Annotated in this window: 12 protein-coding genes and 1 pseudogene; 9 read left to right on the top strand and 4 right to left on the bottom strand. The window is 73.7% G+C overall.

All coding sequences use genetic code 11. The annotated features are described in order from the left end of the window. The first annotated feature begins 104 nt into the window (after window positions 1–104). Window positions 105–3,140 (top strand): excinuclease ABC subunit UvrA, encoded by a 3,036-nt coding sequence (uvrA, locus tag ACZ50K_RS00630; protein ID WP_468895536.1) that lies wholly within the window; start codon window positions 105–107, stop codon window positions 3,138–3,140. Here the strand turns inward: uvrA and ACZ50K_RS00625 are convergent. After that, the gene (locus ACZ50K_RS00625; RefSeq protein WP_468895533.1) at window positions 3,137–5,797 is read right to left on the bottom strand and encodes an NACHT domain-containing protein; all 2,661 of its coding nucleotides are present in this window, start codon (window positions 5,795–5,797) and stop codon (window positions 3,137–3,139) included. The two genes, uvrA and ACZ50K_RS00625, sit on opposite strands and share 4 nt — an antisense overlap. A gap of 209 nt (window positions 5,798–6,006) precedes the next feature. Between ACZ50K_RS00625 and ACZ50K_RS00620 the strand changes: the two genes are divergently transcribed. Further along, window positions 6,007–6,327 (top strand): hypothetical protein, encoded by a 321-nt coding sequence (locus ACZ50K_RS00620; RefSeq protein WP_468895531.1) that lies wholly within the window; start codon window positions 6,007–6,009, stop codon window positions 6,325–6,327. Window positions 6,328–6,340: 13 nt separating this feature from the next. Here the strand turns inward: ACZ50K_RS00620 and ACZ50K_RS00615 are convergent, their stop codons facing one another. Both ACZ50K_RS00615 and ACZ50K_RS00610 read right to left on the bottom strand, forming a co-directional pair. Further along, entirely contained in the window at window positions 6,341–6,994 is a 654-nt protein-coding gene (locus ACZ50K_RS00615; RefSeq protein WP_468895528.1) for an NAD(P)-dependent oxidoreductase, read from the bottom strand. Window positions 6,995–7,083: 89 nt separating this feature from the next. Next, window positions 7,084–7,950 (bottom strand): carbohydrate kinase family protein, encoded by an 867-nt coding sequence (locus tag ACZ50K_RS00610; RefSeq protein ID WP_468895525.1) that lies wholly within the window; start codon window positions 7,948–7,950, stop codon window positions 7,084–7,086. A 131-nt stretch (window positions 7,951–8,081) separates the two neighbouring features. On the opposite strand from ACZ50K_RS00610, the pseudogene ACZ50K_RS00605 reads away from it, so the two are divergent. Continuing rightward, window positions 8,082–8,522, top strand: a pseudogene (locus tag ACZ50K_RS00605) (Rieske (2Fe-2S) protein). 72 nt (window positions 8,523–8,594) lie between these two features. Here the strand turns inward: ACZ50K_RS00605 and ACZ50K_RS00600 are convergent. Further along, window positions 8,595–9,572, bottom strand: a complete 978-nt coding sequence (locus ACZ50K_RS00600; RefSeq protein ID WP_468895522.1) for a hypothetical protein — start codon at window positions 9,570–9,572, stop codon at window positions 8,595–8,597. A 226-nt stretch (window positions 9,573–9,798) separates the two neighbouring features. Between ACZ50K_RS00600 and ACZ50K_RS00595 the strand changes: the two genes are divergently transcribed. The 6 genes from ACZ50K_RS00595 (at window position 9,799) to whiA (ending at window position 16,384) form a co-directional block, all read left to right on the top strand. Continuing rightward, window positions 9,799–10,437, top strand: coding sequence for a papain-like cysteine protease family protein (locus ACZ50K_RS00595; protein ID WP_468895519.1), 639 nt, complete (start codon window positions 9,799–9,801; stop codon window positions 10,435–10,437). Beyond that, window positions 10,434–11,288, top strand: coding sequence for a hypothetical protein (locus ACZ50K_RS00590; protein WP_468895516.1), 855 nt, complete (start codon window positions 10,434–10,436; stop codon window positions 11,286–11,288). The genes ACZ50K_RS00595 and ACZ50K_RS00590 overlap by 4 nt, the downstream gene beginning before the upstream one ends. A gap of 128 nt (window positions 11,289–11,416) precedes the next feature. Beyond that, window positions 11,417–13,426 carry an excinuclease ABC subunit UvrC gene (uvrC, locus tag ACZ50K_RS00585; protein WP_468895513.1) on the top strand — a complete coding sequence of 670 codons (2,010 nt, stop codon included), beginning with the start codon at window positions 11,417–11,419 and terminating at the stop codon, window positions 13,424–13,426. Beyond that, on the top strand, window positions 13,423–14,358 hold the full coding sequence (gene rapZ / locus ACZ50K_RS00580; RefSeq protein WP_468895510.1) for an RNase adapter RapZ: 936 nt from the start codon (window positions 13,423–13,425) through the stop codon (window positions 14,356–14,358). The genes uvrC and rapZ overlap by 4 nt, the downstream gene beginning before the upstream one ends. Further along, window positions 14,355–15,404 carry a gluconeogenesis factor YvcK family protein gene (locus ACZ50K_RS00575; protein WP_468895507.1) on the top strand — a complete coding sequence of 350 codons (1,050 nt, stop codon included), beginning with the start codon at window positions 14,355–14,357 and terminating at the stop codon, window positions 15,402–15,404. The genes rapZ and ACZ50K_RS00575 overlap by 4 nt, the downstream gene beginning before the upstream one ends. Further along, a complete protein-coding gene (gene whiA / locus ACZ50K_RS00570; protein ID WP_114057080.1) occupies window positions 15,395–16,384 on the top strand; it encodes a DNA-binding protein WhiA in 990 nt (329 codons plus the stop codon). The genes ACZ50K_RS00575 and whiA overlap by 10 nt, the downstream gene beginning before the upstream one ends. Window positions 16,385–16,436: the final 52 nt, after the last annotated feature.

Below are 16,436 nucleotides of genomic sequence, written 5' to 3'. Positions count from 1 at the left end.
GAAGTCCTGACTCAGTCCAGACCCCATCCGATGCCGAGCCGCCCCCCATACCCTTGGGACGGGGGCCCGTGCCCCCACCCTCTCCAAGAAAGGTGCGGACCGGCGTGACCGACCGTCTCATCGTTCGTGGCGCTCGCGAGCACAACCTGAAGAACGTCTCGCTCGACCTGCCCCGCGACTCCCTCATCGTCTTCACCGGGCTGTCCGGATCGGGCAAGTCCTCCCTGGCCTTCGACACGATCTTCGCCGAGGGCCAGCGCCGGTACGTCGAGTCGCTCTCCTCGTACGCCCGCCAGTTCCTCGGCCAGATGGACAAGCCCGACGTCGACTTCATCGAAGGCCTCTCCCCGGCCGTCTCCATCGACCAGAAGTCGACCTCGCGCAACCCGCGCTCCACCGTGGGCACCATCACGGAGGTCTACGACTACCTCCGCCTGCTCTTCGCCCGCATCGGGAAGCCGCACTGCCCGGAATGCCGCCGGCCGATCTCCCGGCAGTCCCCGCAGGCCATCGTCGACAAGGTGCTCGCCCTCCCCGAGGGCAGCCGCTTCCAGGTGCTCTCCCCGCTGGTCCGGGAGCGCAAGGGCGAGTTCGTCGACCTCTTCGCCGACCTCCAGACCAAGGGCTACAGCCGGGCCCGGGTGGACGGGGAGACCGTCCAGCTCTCCGAGCCGCCGACCCTGAAGAAGCAGGAGAAGCACACCATCGAGGTGGTCGTCGACCGCCTCACCGTCAAGGAGGGCGCCAAGCGCCGGCTCACCGACTCGGTGGAGACCGCCCTCGGCCTCTCCGGCGGCATGGTCATCCTGGACTTCGTCGACCTCGCCGAGGACGACCCCGAGCGTGAGCGGATGTACTCCGAGCACCTCTACTGCCCCTACGACGACCTCTCCTTCGAGGAGCTGGAGCCCCGCTCCTTCTCCTTCAACTCCCCCTTCGGCGCCTGCCCGGACTGCACCGGCATCGGCACCCGGATGGAGGTCGACCCGGAGCTGATCATTCCCGACGAGGACAAGTCCCTCGACGAGGGAGCGGTCTCCCCGTGGTCCCTGGGCCATACCAAGGACTACTTCCAGCGGCTGATCGGGGCCCTCGCCGGCGAGCTCGGCTTCCGCACCGACATCCCCTGGGCCGGACTGCCCCAGCGGGCCAAGAAGGCCCTGCTCTACGGCCACAAGACCCAGATCGAGGTCCGCTACCGCAACCGGTACGGCCGCGAGCGGGCCTACACCACCGCCTTCGAAGGAGCCGTGCCGTTCGTCAAGCGGCGCCACTCCGAGGCCGAGAGCGACTCCAGCCGGGAGCGCTTCGAGGGCTATATGCGCGAGGTGCCCTGCCCCACCTGCGAGGGGTCCCGGCTCAAGCCGATCGTGCTGGCCGTGACCGTGATGGAGAAGTCCATCGCCGAGGTCTCCGCCATGTCGATCAGCGAATGCGCCGACTTCCTCGGCGAGCTCCGCCTCGACGCCCGCGACAAGAAGATCGCCGAGCGGGTGCTCAAGGAGGTCAACGAACGGCTCAAGTTCCTGGTCGACGTCGGCCTGGACTACCTCTCGCTGAACCGCGCGGCCGGCACCCTGTCCGGCGGCGAGGCCCAGCGCATCCGGCTGGCCACCCAGATCGGCTCCGGCCTCGTCGGCGTGCTCTACGTGCTGGACGAGCCCTCCATCGGCCTGCACCAGCGCGACAACCACCGGCTGATCGAGACCCTGGTCCGGCTCCGCGACATGGGCAACACCCTGATCGTCGTCGAGCACGACGAGGACACCATCAAGGTCGCCGACTGGGTGGTGGACATCGGCCCCGGCGCCGGCGAGCACGGCGGCAAGGTGGTGCACAGCGGCTCGCTGAAGGAGCTGCTGAAGAACCCCGAGTCGATGACCGGCCAGTACCTCTCGGGCAAGAAGACCATCGCCGTCCCGGACACCCGCCGGCCCACCGACCCGGCCCGCCGGCTCACCGTGCACGGCGCCCGCGAGAACAACCTCCGGGACATCTCGGTGTCCTTCCCGCTCGGTGTGCTCACCGCGGTCACCGGGGTCTCCGGCTCCGGGAAGTCCACCCTGGTCAACGACATCCTCTACACCCACCTGGCGCGGGAGCTCAACGGCGCCCGGACGGTGCCCGGCCGGCACACCCGGGTGGACGGCGACGACCTCGTCGACAAGGTGGTCCATGTCGACCAGTCGCCGATCGGCCGGACCCCCCGGTCCAACCCGGCGACCTACACCGGGGTCTTCGACCACGTCCGGAAACTGTTCGCGGAGACCATGGAGGCCAAGGTCCGGGGCTACCTCCCCGGCCGCTTCTCCTTCAACGTCAAGGGCGGCCGCTGCGAGAACTGCTCCGGCGACGGCACCATCAAGATCGAGATGAACTTCCTGCCGGACGTCTACGTCCCCTGCGAGGTCTGCCACGGGGCGCGGTACAACCGGGAGACCCTGGAGGTCCACTACAAGGGCAAGTCCATCGCCGAGGTGCTGGACATGCCGATCGAGGAGGCCCTGGGCTTCTTCGAGGCCGTCCCCACCATCGCCCGCCACCTGCGGACGCTCCACGAGGTCGGCCTCGGATACGTCCGGCTCGGCCAGTCCGCGCCCACCCTGTCGGGCGGCGAGGCCCAGCGGGTCAAGCTGGCCTCGGAGCTCCAGAAGCGCTCCACCGGGCGGACCGTCTACGTCCTGGACGAGCCGACCACCGGCCTGCACTTCGAGGACATCTCGAAGCTGATCAAGGTGCTGTCCGGGCTGGTCGACAAGGGGAACTCGGTGGTGGTCATCGAGCACAACCTGGACGTCATCAAGACCGCCGACTGGGTCATCGACATGGGCCCCGAGGGCGGTTACGGCGGCGGACTGGTGGTCGCCGAGGGAACCCCGGAGGAGGTGGCCGCCGTGGGCGAGAGCCACACCGGCAAGTTCCTCCGCGACGTCCTCGGCGCCGACCGGGTCTCCGACGCGGTCCCGGCACCGCGCCGCGCCGCGGCCGGGAAGAGCACCGCGGCCAAGGCCCCGGCCAGGAAGACGGCCGCGGCGAAGAAGGCCACCGCGGCGACCACCGCGGCCAAGAAGACCACCGCGGCCAAGAAGGCGGCCCCGGCCAAGAAGGCCACCGGGACCACCCGGGCCCGCAAGGCCTAGACGGAGGCCCCGGGAGCCCCCGGTCCGGCCGCCGTGCCGGGCCGGGGCTCCTGCCCCGCCGCGACGCGCGGCAGCAGCCGCTCCACCGGGGTGTCCAGATGCAGCTGGAGCAGCCGGTGCGGGAAGAAGAACCCGCTGTCCGTCCGGTAGAGCAGCACCCGCTCCTCCGCCGTGTGCAGGAACCGCCTCAGACGGTAGGGGGTGTGCCCCCGGCGGGCCAGGACCGCCCGGATGCTCCAGTGCCGCAGCACCGCCAGACCGCCGAACCGGAAGCCCCGCACCACCGCGAACAGCACGCCCAGCAGGATCGCCGCGTAACCCGCCCGGCGCAGGTCATGGCCGGGCGAGGCCAGGGCGATCAGCGTGAACAGCCCCAGGGCGGCCACCGCCAGCCCCGCGAACCCGTGCACCAGGGAGAAGCGGACCGTCCGGCGGATCCCCTCGTTCGGCCGGGGCCGCCGGTCCTGCAGCGAGGGCTCGAAGTTGTTCCCCAGCAGATAGACCAGGCCGAGCAGCGCGGCCGCCGCCGGACCGAGCCAGCGGGGCTCCGGGCTCAGCAGATGGACCACATAGCCGAGCAGGCACTCGATGGCCGCGAACACCACCACGGTCAGCGCACCGCGGACGATCCTGAACTTGGCCGCCGGATAGATCATCCGTTCCGTCCGCCACCAGGTCCACCGCAGCTGTTCCACCGGCTGGAACACCTCGGTGAAGCCCGCCTCCATCTGGGTGACCGACACCCAGAGGAAGGCCAGAGCCACCACCACCGGCCCCGGCGCCATCAGATCGACCTTGCCGACCCCGACCAGCAGGAACACCAGGAACACCATCAGCGGCCCGGTGGCCGCCACGGGCCCCGCCACCGCCCCGCGGGAGGAGTCCTCGCCCGCCTCGTCGGCCCGCAGGAAACCCTGCTCCGAGTGGTAGGCCGTGACCGCGCAGGTGATCGTCATGGTGGCGGCCAGCGCCGCGGCGCCCGCGACACTGGTGTGCAGCACCCCGGCGCTGACCGCCGCCGCCACCCACAGCACGGGCAGCCCCAGCGCGCAGACCGACATGGCCAGATTGGGGAGGATCCGGGGCACCAGCTGCTCCCGCCGGGACAGCCAGTCCAGGTCCAGCCGGTCCAGGTAGAACACGTGCTCCCCGCGCTCGGTGAGGGTGCGCGCCAGCCAGGTCAGCCAGGTCAGCGTCCGCTCCGGGGAGTCGTCGGGCCGCGGCCGCTCGCGGCGCAGGCACTCCCGGACGTACGCGTCGAAGATTCGGCCCCGGCGCTCCGCGAGACTGCCCGGCGCGCGGAGGTCGGTGGCCGGCCGGTTGCGGTAGGTGACCCGGATGAAGCCGAGCATCATCGGTGACCGGAGCAGCGTCCAGAGGTCCGGATCCTCCTCCAGCGCGGCGTGCACGTCCGCGAGGGCCTTCCGGTCTGCGGACAGGAAGTCCTGGACGTCCTGCCGGCTGGGCGGCTGGATCTCCACGTAGCGCAGGGACCGCAGGGAGAAGGCGAGCCGGCGCAGGTCGGCCTCGTCGGTGCGGCAGCCGACGGCCAGCCCGGGGCAGACGCGGCGCAGCCGCCGCAGTTCCGTCACGCATCGGGCCCGGTCGGGTTCCGGCACCTCGTCCAGCCCGTCCAGCACCGGCAGCAGCCGGTGCTCGCTCAGCCAGGTCCGCACCAGCACCCCGGACACCCCCGTGTACTGCCGGCTCATCGCGGCGACCAGCCATTCCTCGAAGGGCTCGCCCCGGTAGGTGTCCAGGCGCAGGAAGACCGGGACGTACGGGGGCCGGTCCTCGTCGGGGCCCGCCAGCACCTCCGCGGCCAGCCGGTGGGCGAGCCGGGCCAGCTGGGTGGTCTTCCCCATGCCGGGTCTGCCGAGCACCACCAGGTCGTCGGTGTCCTCGTAGAGGGCGCGGACGCTGGTCACCGAGGTCGGCACCGGCACCGGTTCGGCCCGCCGGGCCCGGCGGCCGCGACGGCCGCGCCCCGGGCTCTCCTCCGACTGCTCCACCAGGATCAGGAACCGGGGCTGGAGGTAGTGGTGGGCCTCGGCCCGGCCCAGTTCCACGGCGGTCCGGTCCCGGACCTGTTTCACCAGCCGGCGGCGCAGACGTACGGCGGCCCTGTCCCGGCGGATCCGGCCCGGCCAGGTGAGCAGCATCAGCAGCCGGTCCAGCAGGGTCCGCAGCAGCCGGCGGACGGGATGCCGGCGCAGCGGGTGCCGGTGCGGGCCCGGGCCGCCGTCCGCTCCCGTCCCGGCGGCCGGGTCCGGGACCGGGTCCGGATCGGGGTCGGTGAGCCCCGGCAGCGGGGGAGCGGGCTCCTCGGCGGGGTCGGCCGGATCCGGTGCGGCATCGGCCCGGTGCCAGCGGGACTCCCACTCCGCCGGGTCGCCGCCCAGCGCCGACACCATGGCCAGGAACGGGCCGAGGAGCGGGCGCCGCTTCCCCGAGAAGCACTCCGAGACATAGGAGCGGCTGAGGTGGGAGGCCTCGGCCAGGGCGGTGACCGTGGGGCGTTCGGCGGGGTCCAGGGCCTCGTAGAGCTCGTCGTGGACCCGGCGCATCAGTACCACCCAGGGCCGGGACTCGGCGGTGGCCGCCGCCGGATCGGGCCGTTGGGGGCCCTTGGGCCGGAAGCCCGCGGGTACTGCCATCCGCTCTCCTCGTCCACGGGCCGTTCATCTGTGTTCACCCGTTCACGGCTGCCGGTCATCCCTGGTGGGCAGGGGTGCTGCTCCCCATCCTGGTCATCGGCGCGCCGTTTGTACGCCCAACGGGCTTGTCCGCGGCAACTGTTGGCGGATCCACCGAGGACCGCCCGCCGCCCGCCGTCCACAGCCGTCCCACCTCCGAGGAGCCGCACATGACCGCCGCCCGACTGCTCGCCCCGCTCGCCGGGCTGTCGACCGCCGTCCTCGCGTGGACCGACCTGCCGGCCCGGGCCCCCTGGTGGCTGGTGGCCGCCCTCGCGTTCACGGCTCTGCTGGTCTGGCGGGCCGAGGCGCTGGTGAACGCCCGCAACGAGGCCCGCCGGGGGTTCCACGAGCACCGGCTGCTGGGCCAGGTGCCGCGCCGTCAGGCCCTGGCGTATCTGCGGGAGATCAGCCGGGACCGGGCCGGCGCGGCCCCCGCAGAGCCCGAGCAGCCCGGGCAGCCGTCCGGCCCGGACGGCGGCGCGGCCTGACCGGTCCGCCCGGTCAGGTGGCGATGCCCACCGCGCGGCCGATGTACGAGGACTCCGTCAGCGAGCGGAGCAGCGCGTCCGCCACATCGGCGCGGGGGATGGAGCGGCCGGCCGGCACATTGCCGTCCAGCACCCGCCGGTAGCGGCCGGTGCGCGGCCGGTTCAGCAGCCGGGGCGGGCGGATCACCGTCCAGTCCACCCCCTCGCTGGCGGTGAGCTCCTCCTCCATCACCGCCAGGTCGGCGTACAGCTCCCGCAGCGCCCTGCGCAGCAGGGGCAGCACCACGGCCCGGGTCAGCACCCCGTCCTCCGGGACGTCCGGGCCCACCGGGGCCGCGCTCACCACCGACAGCCGGCGCACCCCGGCCCGGCCCATGGCGGGCAGCAGCGCCCGGGCCGCCGGGCCGGTCACCGGGGCCGCCTTGGCCCGCCTGTTGGTGCCGGCGCCCAGGGCCGACAGGACCGCGTCCCGCCCCTCCAGCACCGGTACCAGGGCGTCCGCGTCGGTCAGGTCGGCCACCGTGGCCACCCGCAGCCGGGGATGGGCCGGCACCTCCAGCCGGGCCGGATCCCGGACCACCGCGGTGACCTCGTGGTCCGCGTCCACGGCCTGCCGGACCACCTCCCGGCCCACCCCGCCGCTGGCACCGAACACCGTGAGTCTCATGGGCCCCCCAGGGCAACGGTCGGACCGCGGTCCGACGAAGGTCAGCAGTGCATTGACGCACGGCCGGCCGCAGCCGCGCCGGTGGTTCGCTACAGCTCCGCCAGAAGCGGAGGCTCCGCTCCGGCCCGGGTGCAGGTCAGGGCCGCGGCCCGGGCGGCGAACGCGAGGGCGGCCGGCCAGTCGTCCGGGGCCGGCCCGGACAGCCGGTACAGCAGCGCCGCGTTGACCGTGTCCCCGGCCCCGATGGTGTCGACCACCCGGACCGGGACCCCCGGCACCGCGTGCTCCTCGCCGGTCCGGGTGGTCACCGCCAGGCCCGCCGCGCCCCGGGTCAGCACCACCGCCGAGGCCCCCGCCGCCAGCCAGTCCGCGGGCCGGCCGCCCAGCCACTCGGCGTCCTCCTCGGACAGCTTCAGCACCGACACGTAGGGCAGCCAGGACCGGAACCGGGCCCGGTAGGCCTCCGGGTCCGCGATCAGCGCGGGCCGGATGTTGGGGTCCAGCAGGGTGAACAGCCCGCGCCGGGACTCCCGCAGCAGCAGCGCCTCGTAGGCGCTCGCGCCCGGTTCCAGCACCAGCGAGCAGGTGCCCAGGGCCAGTGCCCGGGCCGCCGCCGGCAGCCGGTCCGGGAGGGTGAACAGCCGGTCCGCGGTGCCCTCGGTGTAGAAGCCGTACGCCGCCGAGCCGTCCGGGGCCAGCGAGGGCACCGCCAGGGTGGTGGGCTCGGGTCCGCGCCGGACCAGCGACAGGTCCACCCCGGCCGCCCGCAGCCCGGCCAGCAGGGTCTCGCCGAAGCCGTCGGTGGACACCCTCGAACAGAAGGCCGTCCCGGCGCCGAGCCGGCCCAGGGCCAGCGCCGTGTTGTACGGGCCGCCGCCCGGCCGGGGCAGCAGGGCGCCCGGCGGCCGGTCCAGCGGTACCAGGTCGATCAGGGCTTCTCCACCGACGACGATCACATCCGGAACCTATACCGGCCGGGGCGGTCCGGGCCCCCGCCGGTAGGCTCGGAAGCAGCACCGGCACCACCCGCACTGCCCGCACCACCCGTACCGCCCGCACCACCCGTACCGCTTCTGGGAGACACGCCATGTCCGCGCAGCCCGCCGCCCGCCGTACCGTGCTCAAGGGCGCCGCCGCCCTCGCCGGGGCCGTCGGCGCCGGAGCGGGCCTCTCCGCCTGCTCCACCGCCGGGAACAGCGGCGGCCGCACCCCCGCCGTCCCGACCGCCCCGGTGGAACTGTGACCGGCCTCCGAGGTCCCGGTCGGCGGGTCCAAGCTCTACCGGGAGCGGAAGCTGCTGGTCAGCTGCCCGGCGGAGGGCCAGTACAAGGCGTTCAGCGCCCAGTGCACGCACGCCGGATGCGTCCTCGACAAGATCGTGGAGAGCGAGGGGGTCCAGCAGGGGAACTGCCCCTGCCACGGCAGCCGCTTCGACGCCGCCACCGGCAAGGTGCTGAGCGGTCCCGCCGAGACCCCGCTGCCCGCCGTCCCGGTCCGCGCCGAGGCGGGCAAACTCATCGCGGGCTGACCGCCCCCACCCCGACCGGCCCCACTCCGACCGGCACCGGCGACGGCACCGGCCCCTGCCCAGGGGCCCCGCTCACTCCCAGTCCCAGCCGATCCCCAGGATGCCCCGCCGGACCCCCTGCTCCACCAGGTGCACGCTGCGGTGCCGGCCGGACGGGGTGAGGTCCGCCAGCCCGGTCCGCGGCCCGCCCGGCCCGGCCTGCCCGAACCGGGCGCAGCGCACCGGCAGGGCCGCCTCGTCGAAGCGGACCTGGAGCACGTACTGCCCGCCCGCGAAGCTGAACCCGCGGACGTACTCGCTGCTGCGGCCGCCGGTGCCGTCCTCGAAGCCGTAGCCGAACACATGGGTGTCCCCGCTGCGCAGCCGGGCGTCGAACAGCAGCTCGGCCACCACCACCCCGCTGTCCGGGTCCCAGCGGACCCGGCCGGTGCGGCAGTTCTCCGCCGCCCGGACCCGCACCCGGGCCGGATCGCAGCCGGGATCGCCCTGGTGGATGGCGAGATAGCGGTCCACCCCGTCCCGGTGGGCCCGCACCACGTGCTGGGAGTCGCGGCCCTCCAGCTCGCGGCGGGGCCCGATGCGCACCCGCTCGTGGTGCCCGAGGGTGTGCAGTCCGCCGTCGGTGGGCAGCTCCATCCCGGCGAGCAGTGCCTCCACCACCTCCCCGACGCCCACCAGGGTGCGGTAGGGCCGGCCGGACGGGCGGACCGGCTCGGGGGAGCCGTCCGACCGGGACAGCAGCCGGACCAGGGAGCCGGCCGGGATCTCCAGGATCCGCTCCAGCGCCCGGACCGCCTTGAGGGACTCCGGGCGGGAGGGCCGGCGGGCGCCCTGCTGCCAGTAGCTGAGACTGGTCACCCCCAGCTTGATGCCGCGGGCGGCGAGCCGGTGCTGCACCCGGTGCAGCGGCAGTCCGCGCGCGGCCAGCGCGGCCCGCAGGGCCAGGTGGAAGGGGCCGGCCCTGAGCAGCTGTTCGAGATCGGCGGGATCCGGGCCGGCGGCCGTGGTCCCGGCCCCGGCCGGCCCGCCGGTCGGAGGCGTGGGGTGCATGGCGGCTCCTCAGGTGAACGTTCACGCCGGACGGTGCGGGAGGTTCCGCCGGTGCGCCCGTGGTCCAGGTGAAAGGACGACCGGCGTTCACACCGCGGTCCCGCCGTTCACACCGCGATGTCACCGCGTATTGAAGCGTGTTGACCGGGCCCCGACAACACCACGATGCTCCTGGACAGCGTCCGGACGCGCTCCTCCACCCCCACTCCCCCCTGGGAGGAACGCGATGCGCAACCGAAAGGGACGGCTCTCCCTGGCCGCCTTCGTCACCGCCCTGCTGTTCGCACTGCCCGCCGGAACGGCGACCGCCGCCGATGCCGGTACCGCCGCCCGCACCACCGCCGCCACCGCGGCCGCCGACCCCGCGGCGCCCGCGGCCGCCCTCGCCGCCAAGCGGCTGAACATCACCATGCAGGCCCAGCAGAAGACCAACTGGTGCTGGGCCGCCGGCGGGAACACCATCGCCACCTGGTTCGGCCGCGGCTACAGCCAGAACCAGTTCTGCAACGCCTCCTTCAACCGCCAGCAGGGCACCGAGTGCCCCAACAACCAGGCCACCCTGGGCAATGTGCAGACCGGACTCCGCTGGGCCGGGATCAACCCCGGCTCCTATGTGAACGGCTGGCTCCAGTACTCCACCGTGCAGACCGAGATCAACGCCAACCGGCCGGTCGAGACCCGGATCCAGTGGTCCAACGGCGGCGGCCACATGCACGTGCTCTACGGCTACGACACCGCGAACAGCTGGGTCTACTGGGGTGACCCGTGGCCCTCCAGCGACCGCTACAACTGGGCCTCGCACGCCTGGTACGTCAACAACAACACCTTCTCCTGGACCCACTCGCTCTACCGGATCGGGGCGTGACCGCCATGAGCCTCCGCGCAGCCGCCGCCACCGGCGCACTGACCGCCGCCCTGGCAGCCGTACTCGCCCTGGCCCCGACCGCCACCGCCGCGGCCCCCGTCCCGCAGCCGCAGACCGCCACCGCCGAGGTGCGCACCGCCGCCCGCCAGGCGGCCGGCTCGCCCGCCACCCTGGCCACCCTGTCCCGGTTCTTCGCCCGCGAGGGCAGGGTCGGCCTCGCCGCCGCCCGCCCCGAGGTGGCCCCCGAGGTGGTACCGGTGCACTACCTCTCCCCGGAGTTCGTCGCCGGGAAGCCCGGCGCACCGGTGGCCCGGCTGGAGTTCATGGCCGGCCAGGCCGTCTCCTCCGACGGCCAGCGGGCCGCCCTGTGGACCGCGAGGACCGAGGCCGGCTGGCAGGTGGTCAACATCGCGACCGGCGACGACGAGTTCCGCTACGCCCGGCTCGGCGCGGCGAAGCTGCCCGGCGGCACGGTGTTCCGGGAACCGCAGATCGATGCCTGGTACGTCGCCGGAGGCGGGCGGGTGCTCCCGCTCGACGAGGACGCGGTACGCGCCGTCGGAGACCGGGGGGTGACCCTCGGCGCGTACCGTGCCCGGGTCGCGGCGGCCTACGGGGACAAGCTGCCGGGCTCGGCGTACGCCAAGGGCGGCAAGGCGGGCGGCTACGCCCCGGCCGGGGCCGGAGCGGACGCCGCCGACGGGGCGCGGGCGGCCGGGCCCGCCTCCGCCGCGGCGGGCGGAGCGGCCGCCGCCGGCATCGGGCTGGGCGTCGGCGCCCTGGCCCTGGGCGGCGCGGCCCTGGCGCTGCGCCGCTCCCGCCGCACCACCCCGACGGCCCGGGGCTGCTGACCCGGCCCCCCCACGGGCCCGGCCGGTACCCCACGGACCGGCCGGGCCGCACCGGGTACCCCGCCCGCCGCCCGTTCCGGCGGTCTGGGCCGGGGCCCGGTGTCGGTCCGCGCCAGTAGGGTGGCGGCATGGCCGACCCTTCCAGCTACCGCCCCAAGCCGGGGCAGGTCCCCGACTCCCCGGGGGTCTACCGCTTCCGCGACGAGCACCGCCGGGTGATCTACGTCGGGAAGGCCAAGAGCCTGCGCCAGCGGCTGGCGAACTACTTCCAGGACCTGGCCGGGCTGCACCCCCGGACCGCCACCATGGTGACCACCGCGGCCTCCGTCGAGTGGACCGTGGTGGCCACCGAGGTGGAGGCGCTGCAGCTGGAGTACTCCTGGATCAAGGAGTACGACCCCCGGTTCAACGTCAAGTACCGCGACGACAAGAGCTATCCCTCGCTCGCCGTCACCTTGAACGAGGAGTACCCGAGGGTCCAGGTGATGCGCGGACCCAAGAAGAAGGGCGTCCGCTACTTCGGGCCCTACGCCCACGCCTGGGCGATCCGCGAGACCGTGGACCTGATGCTCCGGGTCTTCCCCGTCCGCACCTGCTCCGCCGGGGTGTTCAAACGGTCCGCGCAGATCGGCCGGCCCTGTCTGCTGGGCTACATCGGCAAGTGCTCGGCCCCCTGCGTCGGCCGGGTCACCCCCGAGGAGCACCGCGAACTCGCCGAGGGGTTCTGCGAGTTCATGGCCGGCCGGACCGGCGCCCAGCTCGGCCGCCTCGAAGCCCGGATGCACGAGGCCGCCGAGGAGATGGAGTACGAGAAGGCCGCCCGGCTCCGCGACGACATGGCGGCCCTGCGCAGCGCCATGGAGAAGAGCGCGGTCGTCCTCGCCGACGCCACCGACGCCGACCTGATCGCCGTCGCCGAGGACGAGCTGGAGGCCGCCGTCCAGATCTTCCACGTCCGCGGCGGCCGGGTCCGCGGCCAGCGCGGCTGGGTCACCGACAAGGTCGAGGCGGTGGACACGGCCGGCCTGGTCGAACACGCCCTCCAGCAGCTCTACGGCGAGGAGACCGGCGACAGCGTGCCCAAGGAGGTGCTGGTCCCGGCCCTCCCCGAGGACGCGCCCGCCCTCGGCCAGTGGCTCGCCGAGCGCCGCGGCTCCCAGGTCAGCCTGCGGATCCCGCAGCGCGGCGACAAGCGGTCCCTGATGGAGACCGTGCACCGCAACGCCCAGCAGTCCCTGGTGCTCCACAAGACCCGCCGGGCCAGCGACCTGACCACCCGCTCCCGGGCCCTGGAGGAGATCGCCGAGGCCCTGGACCTGGACGGCGCCCCGCTGCGCATCGAGTGCTTCGACATCTCCCACCTCCAGGGCGACGACGTGGTCGCCTCGATGGTGGTCTTCGAGGACGGGCTGGCCCGCAAGAGCGAGTACCGGCGCTTCCAGATCAAGTCCTTCGAGGGCCAGGACGACGTCCGGTCCATGCACGAGGTGGTCTCCCGCCGGTTCCGCCGCTATCTGCGGGACAAGATGAACACCGGGGAGTGGGAGCCGGAGGACGGCGAGGACGGCCCGCCCGAGGACGACGGCCGCCCCAAGCGGTTCGCCTACCCGCCCCAGCTGGTGGTGGTCGACGGCGGACAGCCCCAGGTGGCCGCGGCCCAGCGGGCCCTGACCGAGCTCGGCATCGACGACGTGGCCGTCTGCGGCCTGGCCAAGCGGCTGGAGGAGGTCTGGCTGCCCGGCGAGGACGACCCCGTGGTGCTGCCCCGCACCAGCGAGGGCCTCTACCTGCTGCAACGGGTCCGTGACGAAGCGCACAGGTTCGCCATCCAGTACCAGCGCAACAAGCGCGGCAAGCGGCTCAAGGCCGGACCGCTGGACGAGGTGCCCGGCCTGGGCGAAACCCGCAAGCAGGCCCTGATCAAGCACTTCGGTTCGGTCAAGAAGCTGAGACAGGCCACAATTGAGCAGATCTGCGAGGTCCCCGGCATAGGCCGCAAGACGGCCGAGACCGTGGCCGCGGCCCTCGCGGGGATCACCCCCGCGGGTCCTGCCGTCAACACGGCGACAGGAGAGATCATTGAAGACGAGGGACCCGCGCCCGCGGGACCCTCGTCTGAACGGGGAGCCGACACATGACCGCGTACGACGGAGACGGAGCACAGGTGAGTACGGGCACGACAGTGGAGCCCGGCGAGGCCGCCGAGGCGGCCATCCCGGAGCTGGTGATCATCTCCGGCATGTCCGGAGCGGGCCGGAGCACGGCGGCCAAGTGCCTGGAGGACCTCGGCTGGTTCGTCGTCGACAACCTGCCCCCGGCCCTCATCCCCACCATGGTCGAACTGGGCGCCCGCTCCCAGGGCAACGTGGCCCGGATCGCGGTGGTCGTCGACGTCCGCGGCCGGCAGTTCTTCGACGCCCTCCGGGAGTCCCTCGCCGACCTGGAGACCCGCGGGGTCACCCGGCGCATCGTCTTCCTGGAGTCCTCCGACGACGCCCTGGTCCGCCGCTTCGAATCGGTCCGCCGCCCGCACCCCCTCCAGGGCGACGGCCGCATCGTCGACGGCATCGCCGCCGAACGCGACCTGCTGCGCGAGCTGCGCGGGGACGCCGACCTGGTGATCGACACCTCCAGCCTGAACGTCCACGAGCTGCGCGCCAAGATGGACGCCCAGTTCGCCGGCGACGAGGAGCCCGAGCTCCGCGCCACCGTGATGTCCTTCGGCTACAAGTACGGCCTGCCGGTGGACGCCGACCTGGTGGTGGACTGCCGGTTCATCCCCAACCCGCACTGGGTCCCGGAACTGCGCCCCTTCACCGGCCTCAACGAGGAGGTGTCCGGCTACGTCTTCAACCAGCCCGGCGCCAAGGAGTTCCTCGACCGCTACGCCGAGCTCCTCCAGCTGATCGCCACCGGCTACCGCCGCGAGGGCAAGCGCTACGTGACCATCGCCGTCGGCTGCACCGGCGGCAAGCACCGCAGCGTGGCCATGTCCGAGAAGCTCGCCGCCCGCCTGGCCTCCGAGGGTGTCGAGACCGTCGTCGTCCACCGGGACATGGGGCGCGAGTGACCGGACGGAGCCTGCGGCTGCGCCGCCTGCGCCGGCTGACCGCGGGACGTGACGAGACGTCCCGGGCGGCCCGCCGGGGCGGCGCCCAGCCCAAGGTGGTCGCCCTGGGCGGCGGCCGGGGCCTGTCGGCCTCGCTCGCCGCGCTGCGGCGGATCACCGGCGACCTCACCGCCGTGGTGACCGTCGCCGACGACGGCGGCTCCAGCGGCCGGCTCCGGGAGGAGCTCGGCGTGCTGCCCCCGGGTGACCTGCGCAAGGCGCTGGCCGCCCTCTGCGGGGACGACGACTGGGGCCAGACCTGGGCCCGGGTCATCCAGCACCGCTTCGAATCCCAGGGCGACCTGCACGAACACGCGGTCGGCAATCTGCTGATCGTCGCCCTGTGGGAACAGCTCGGCGACCCCGTCCAGGCCCTGGACCTGGTCGGGAAGCTGCTGGGCGCGCACGGCCGGGTGCTGCCCATGTCGGCCGTCCCGCTGGAGCTCCAGGCCCTGGTCCGCGGCCACGACCCGGCCCGCCCGGAGGCCGTGGACACCGTCCGCGGCCAGGCCACGGTGGCCCTCACCCCCGGCGAGGTGCTGTCCGTCCAGGTGGTCCCCGAGGACCCGCCGGCCGTCCCGGAGGCGGTCGAGGCCGTACTGGACGCCGACTGGGTGGTGCTCGGCCCCGGCTCCTGGTTCTCCTCGGTGATCCCCCACCTGCTGGTGCCGGAACTGCTCGACGCGCTGTCCCGGACGAAGGCCCGGCGGGTCCTCTCGCTGAACCTCGCACCGCAACCCGGCGAAACAGAGGGCTTCTCTCCGCAGCGTCATTTGGAGGTTTTGGCCCGACACGCCCCTAAACTCGCCCTGGACGTGGTGCTGGCCGACCAGGCCGCCGTGCCCGACCGCGAGTCCCTCGCCGATGCCGCAAAACGCCTCGGTGCCGCGGTCGAGCTGGCGCCGGTGGCCAGGGAAGACGGTTCTCCGAAGCACGACCCGGAGCTCCTGGCCGCCGCGTACGACCGTATTTTTCGGATGCATGGAAGGATCGGCCCATGGCGATGACGCCAGCGGTGAAGGACGAGATCTCCCGCCTGCCCGTCACCCGCACCTGCTGCAGGAAGGCGGAGGTCTCGGCGATTCTTCGGTTCGCGGGCGGGCTGCACCTGGTCAGCGGCCGGATCGTCATCGAGGCCGAGCTGGACACCGGGATCGCGGCCCGACGGCTCCGCAAGGACATCCTGGAGATCTTCGGCCACTCCTCGGACCTGGTGGTGATGGCCCCCGGCGGTCTGCGGCGCGGCAGCCGGTACGTGGTCCGGGTCGTCGCCGGCGGCGACCAGCTGGCCCGGCAGACCGGGCTGGTGGACGGCCGCGGACGGCCCATCCGGGGGCTGCCCCCGCAGGTGGTCTCCGGGGCCACCTGTGACGCGGAGGCCGCCTGGCGCGGTGCCTTCCTGGCCCACGGCTCGCTCACCGAACCCGGCCGGTCCTCCTCCCTGGAGGTCACCTGCCCGGGCCCGGAAGCCGCCCTGGCCCTGGTGGGTGCCGCCCGCCGGCTGTCCATCGCCGCCAAGGCCCGCGAGGTCCGCGGGGTCGACCGGGTCGTGGTCCGCGACGGGGACGCCATCGGCGCCCTGCTGACCCGGCTGGGCGCCCACGAGTCGGTGCTGGCCTGGGAAGAGCGCCGGATGCGCCGCGAGGTCCGGGCCACCGCCAACCGGCTGGCCAACTTCGACGACGCCAACCTGCGCCGCTCGGCACGGGCTGCCGTCGCCGCCGGAGCCCGGGTCCAGCGGGCCCTGGAGATCCTCGGCGAGGAGGTCCCCGAACACCTCGCCGCGGCCGGCCGGCTCCGCATGGAGCACAAGCAGGCCTCCCTGGAGGAGCTGGGCGCCCTGGCCGACCCGCCGCTCACCAAGGACGCCGTCGCCGGCCGGATCCGCCGGCTGCTGGCCATGGCCGACAAGCGGGCCCAGGACCTGGGCATCCCGGGCACCGAGTCCAACCTCAGTGAGGAACTCGCCGACAACCTGGCCGGCTGACCACCCCCGCAACCCCCTCCCGGCCTCGGCCGGGAGGGGGTTTCGCGCCTTC

The organism is Streptomyces sp. NPDC033845, from assembly GCF_055576225.1.
Note: the sequence above shows the minus strand (reverse complement) of the source record. Positions and strands in the feature narration are given on the sequence as shown.

Coding starts and splice junctions, on each gene's coding strand:
- whiA (WP_114057080.1), top strand. CDS start 15,395: ATGGCGATGACGCCAGCGGTGAAGGACGAGATCTCCCGCCTGCCCGTC.
- uvrC (WP_468895513.1), top strand. CDS start 11,417: ATGGCCGACCCTTCCAGCTACCGCCCCAAGCCGGGGCAGGTCCCCGAC.
- ACZ50K_RS00625 (WP_468895533.1), bottom strand. CDS start 5,797: ATGGCAGTACCCGCGGGCTTCCGGCCCAAGGGCCCCCAACGGCCCGAT.
- ACZ50K_RS00620 (WP_468895531.1), top strand. CDS start 6,007: ATGACCGCCGCCCGACTGCTCGCCCCGCTCGCCGGGCTGTCGACCGCC.
- ACZ50K_RS00615 (WP_468895528.1), bottom strand. CDS start 6,994: ATGAGACTCACGGTGTTCGGTGCCAGCGGCGGGGTGGGCCGGGAGGTG.
- ACZ50K_RS00600 (WP_468895522.1), bottom strand. CDS start 9,572: ATGCACCCCACGCCTCCGACCGGCGGGCCGGCCGGGGCCGGGACCACG.
- rapZ (WP_468895510.1), top strand. CDS start 13,423: ATGACCGCGTACGACGGAGACGGAGCACAGGTGAGTACGGGCACGACA.
- ACZ50K_RS00595 (WP_468895519.1), top strand. CDS start 9,799: ATGCGCAACCGAAAGGGACGGCTCTCCCTGGCCGCCTTCGTCACCGCC.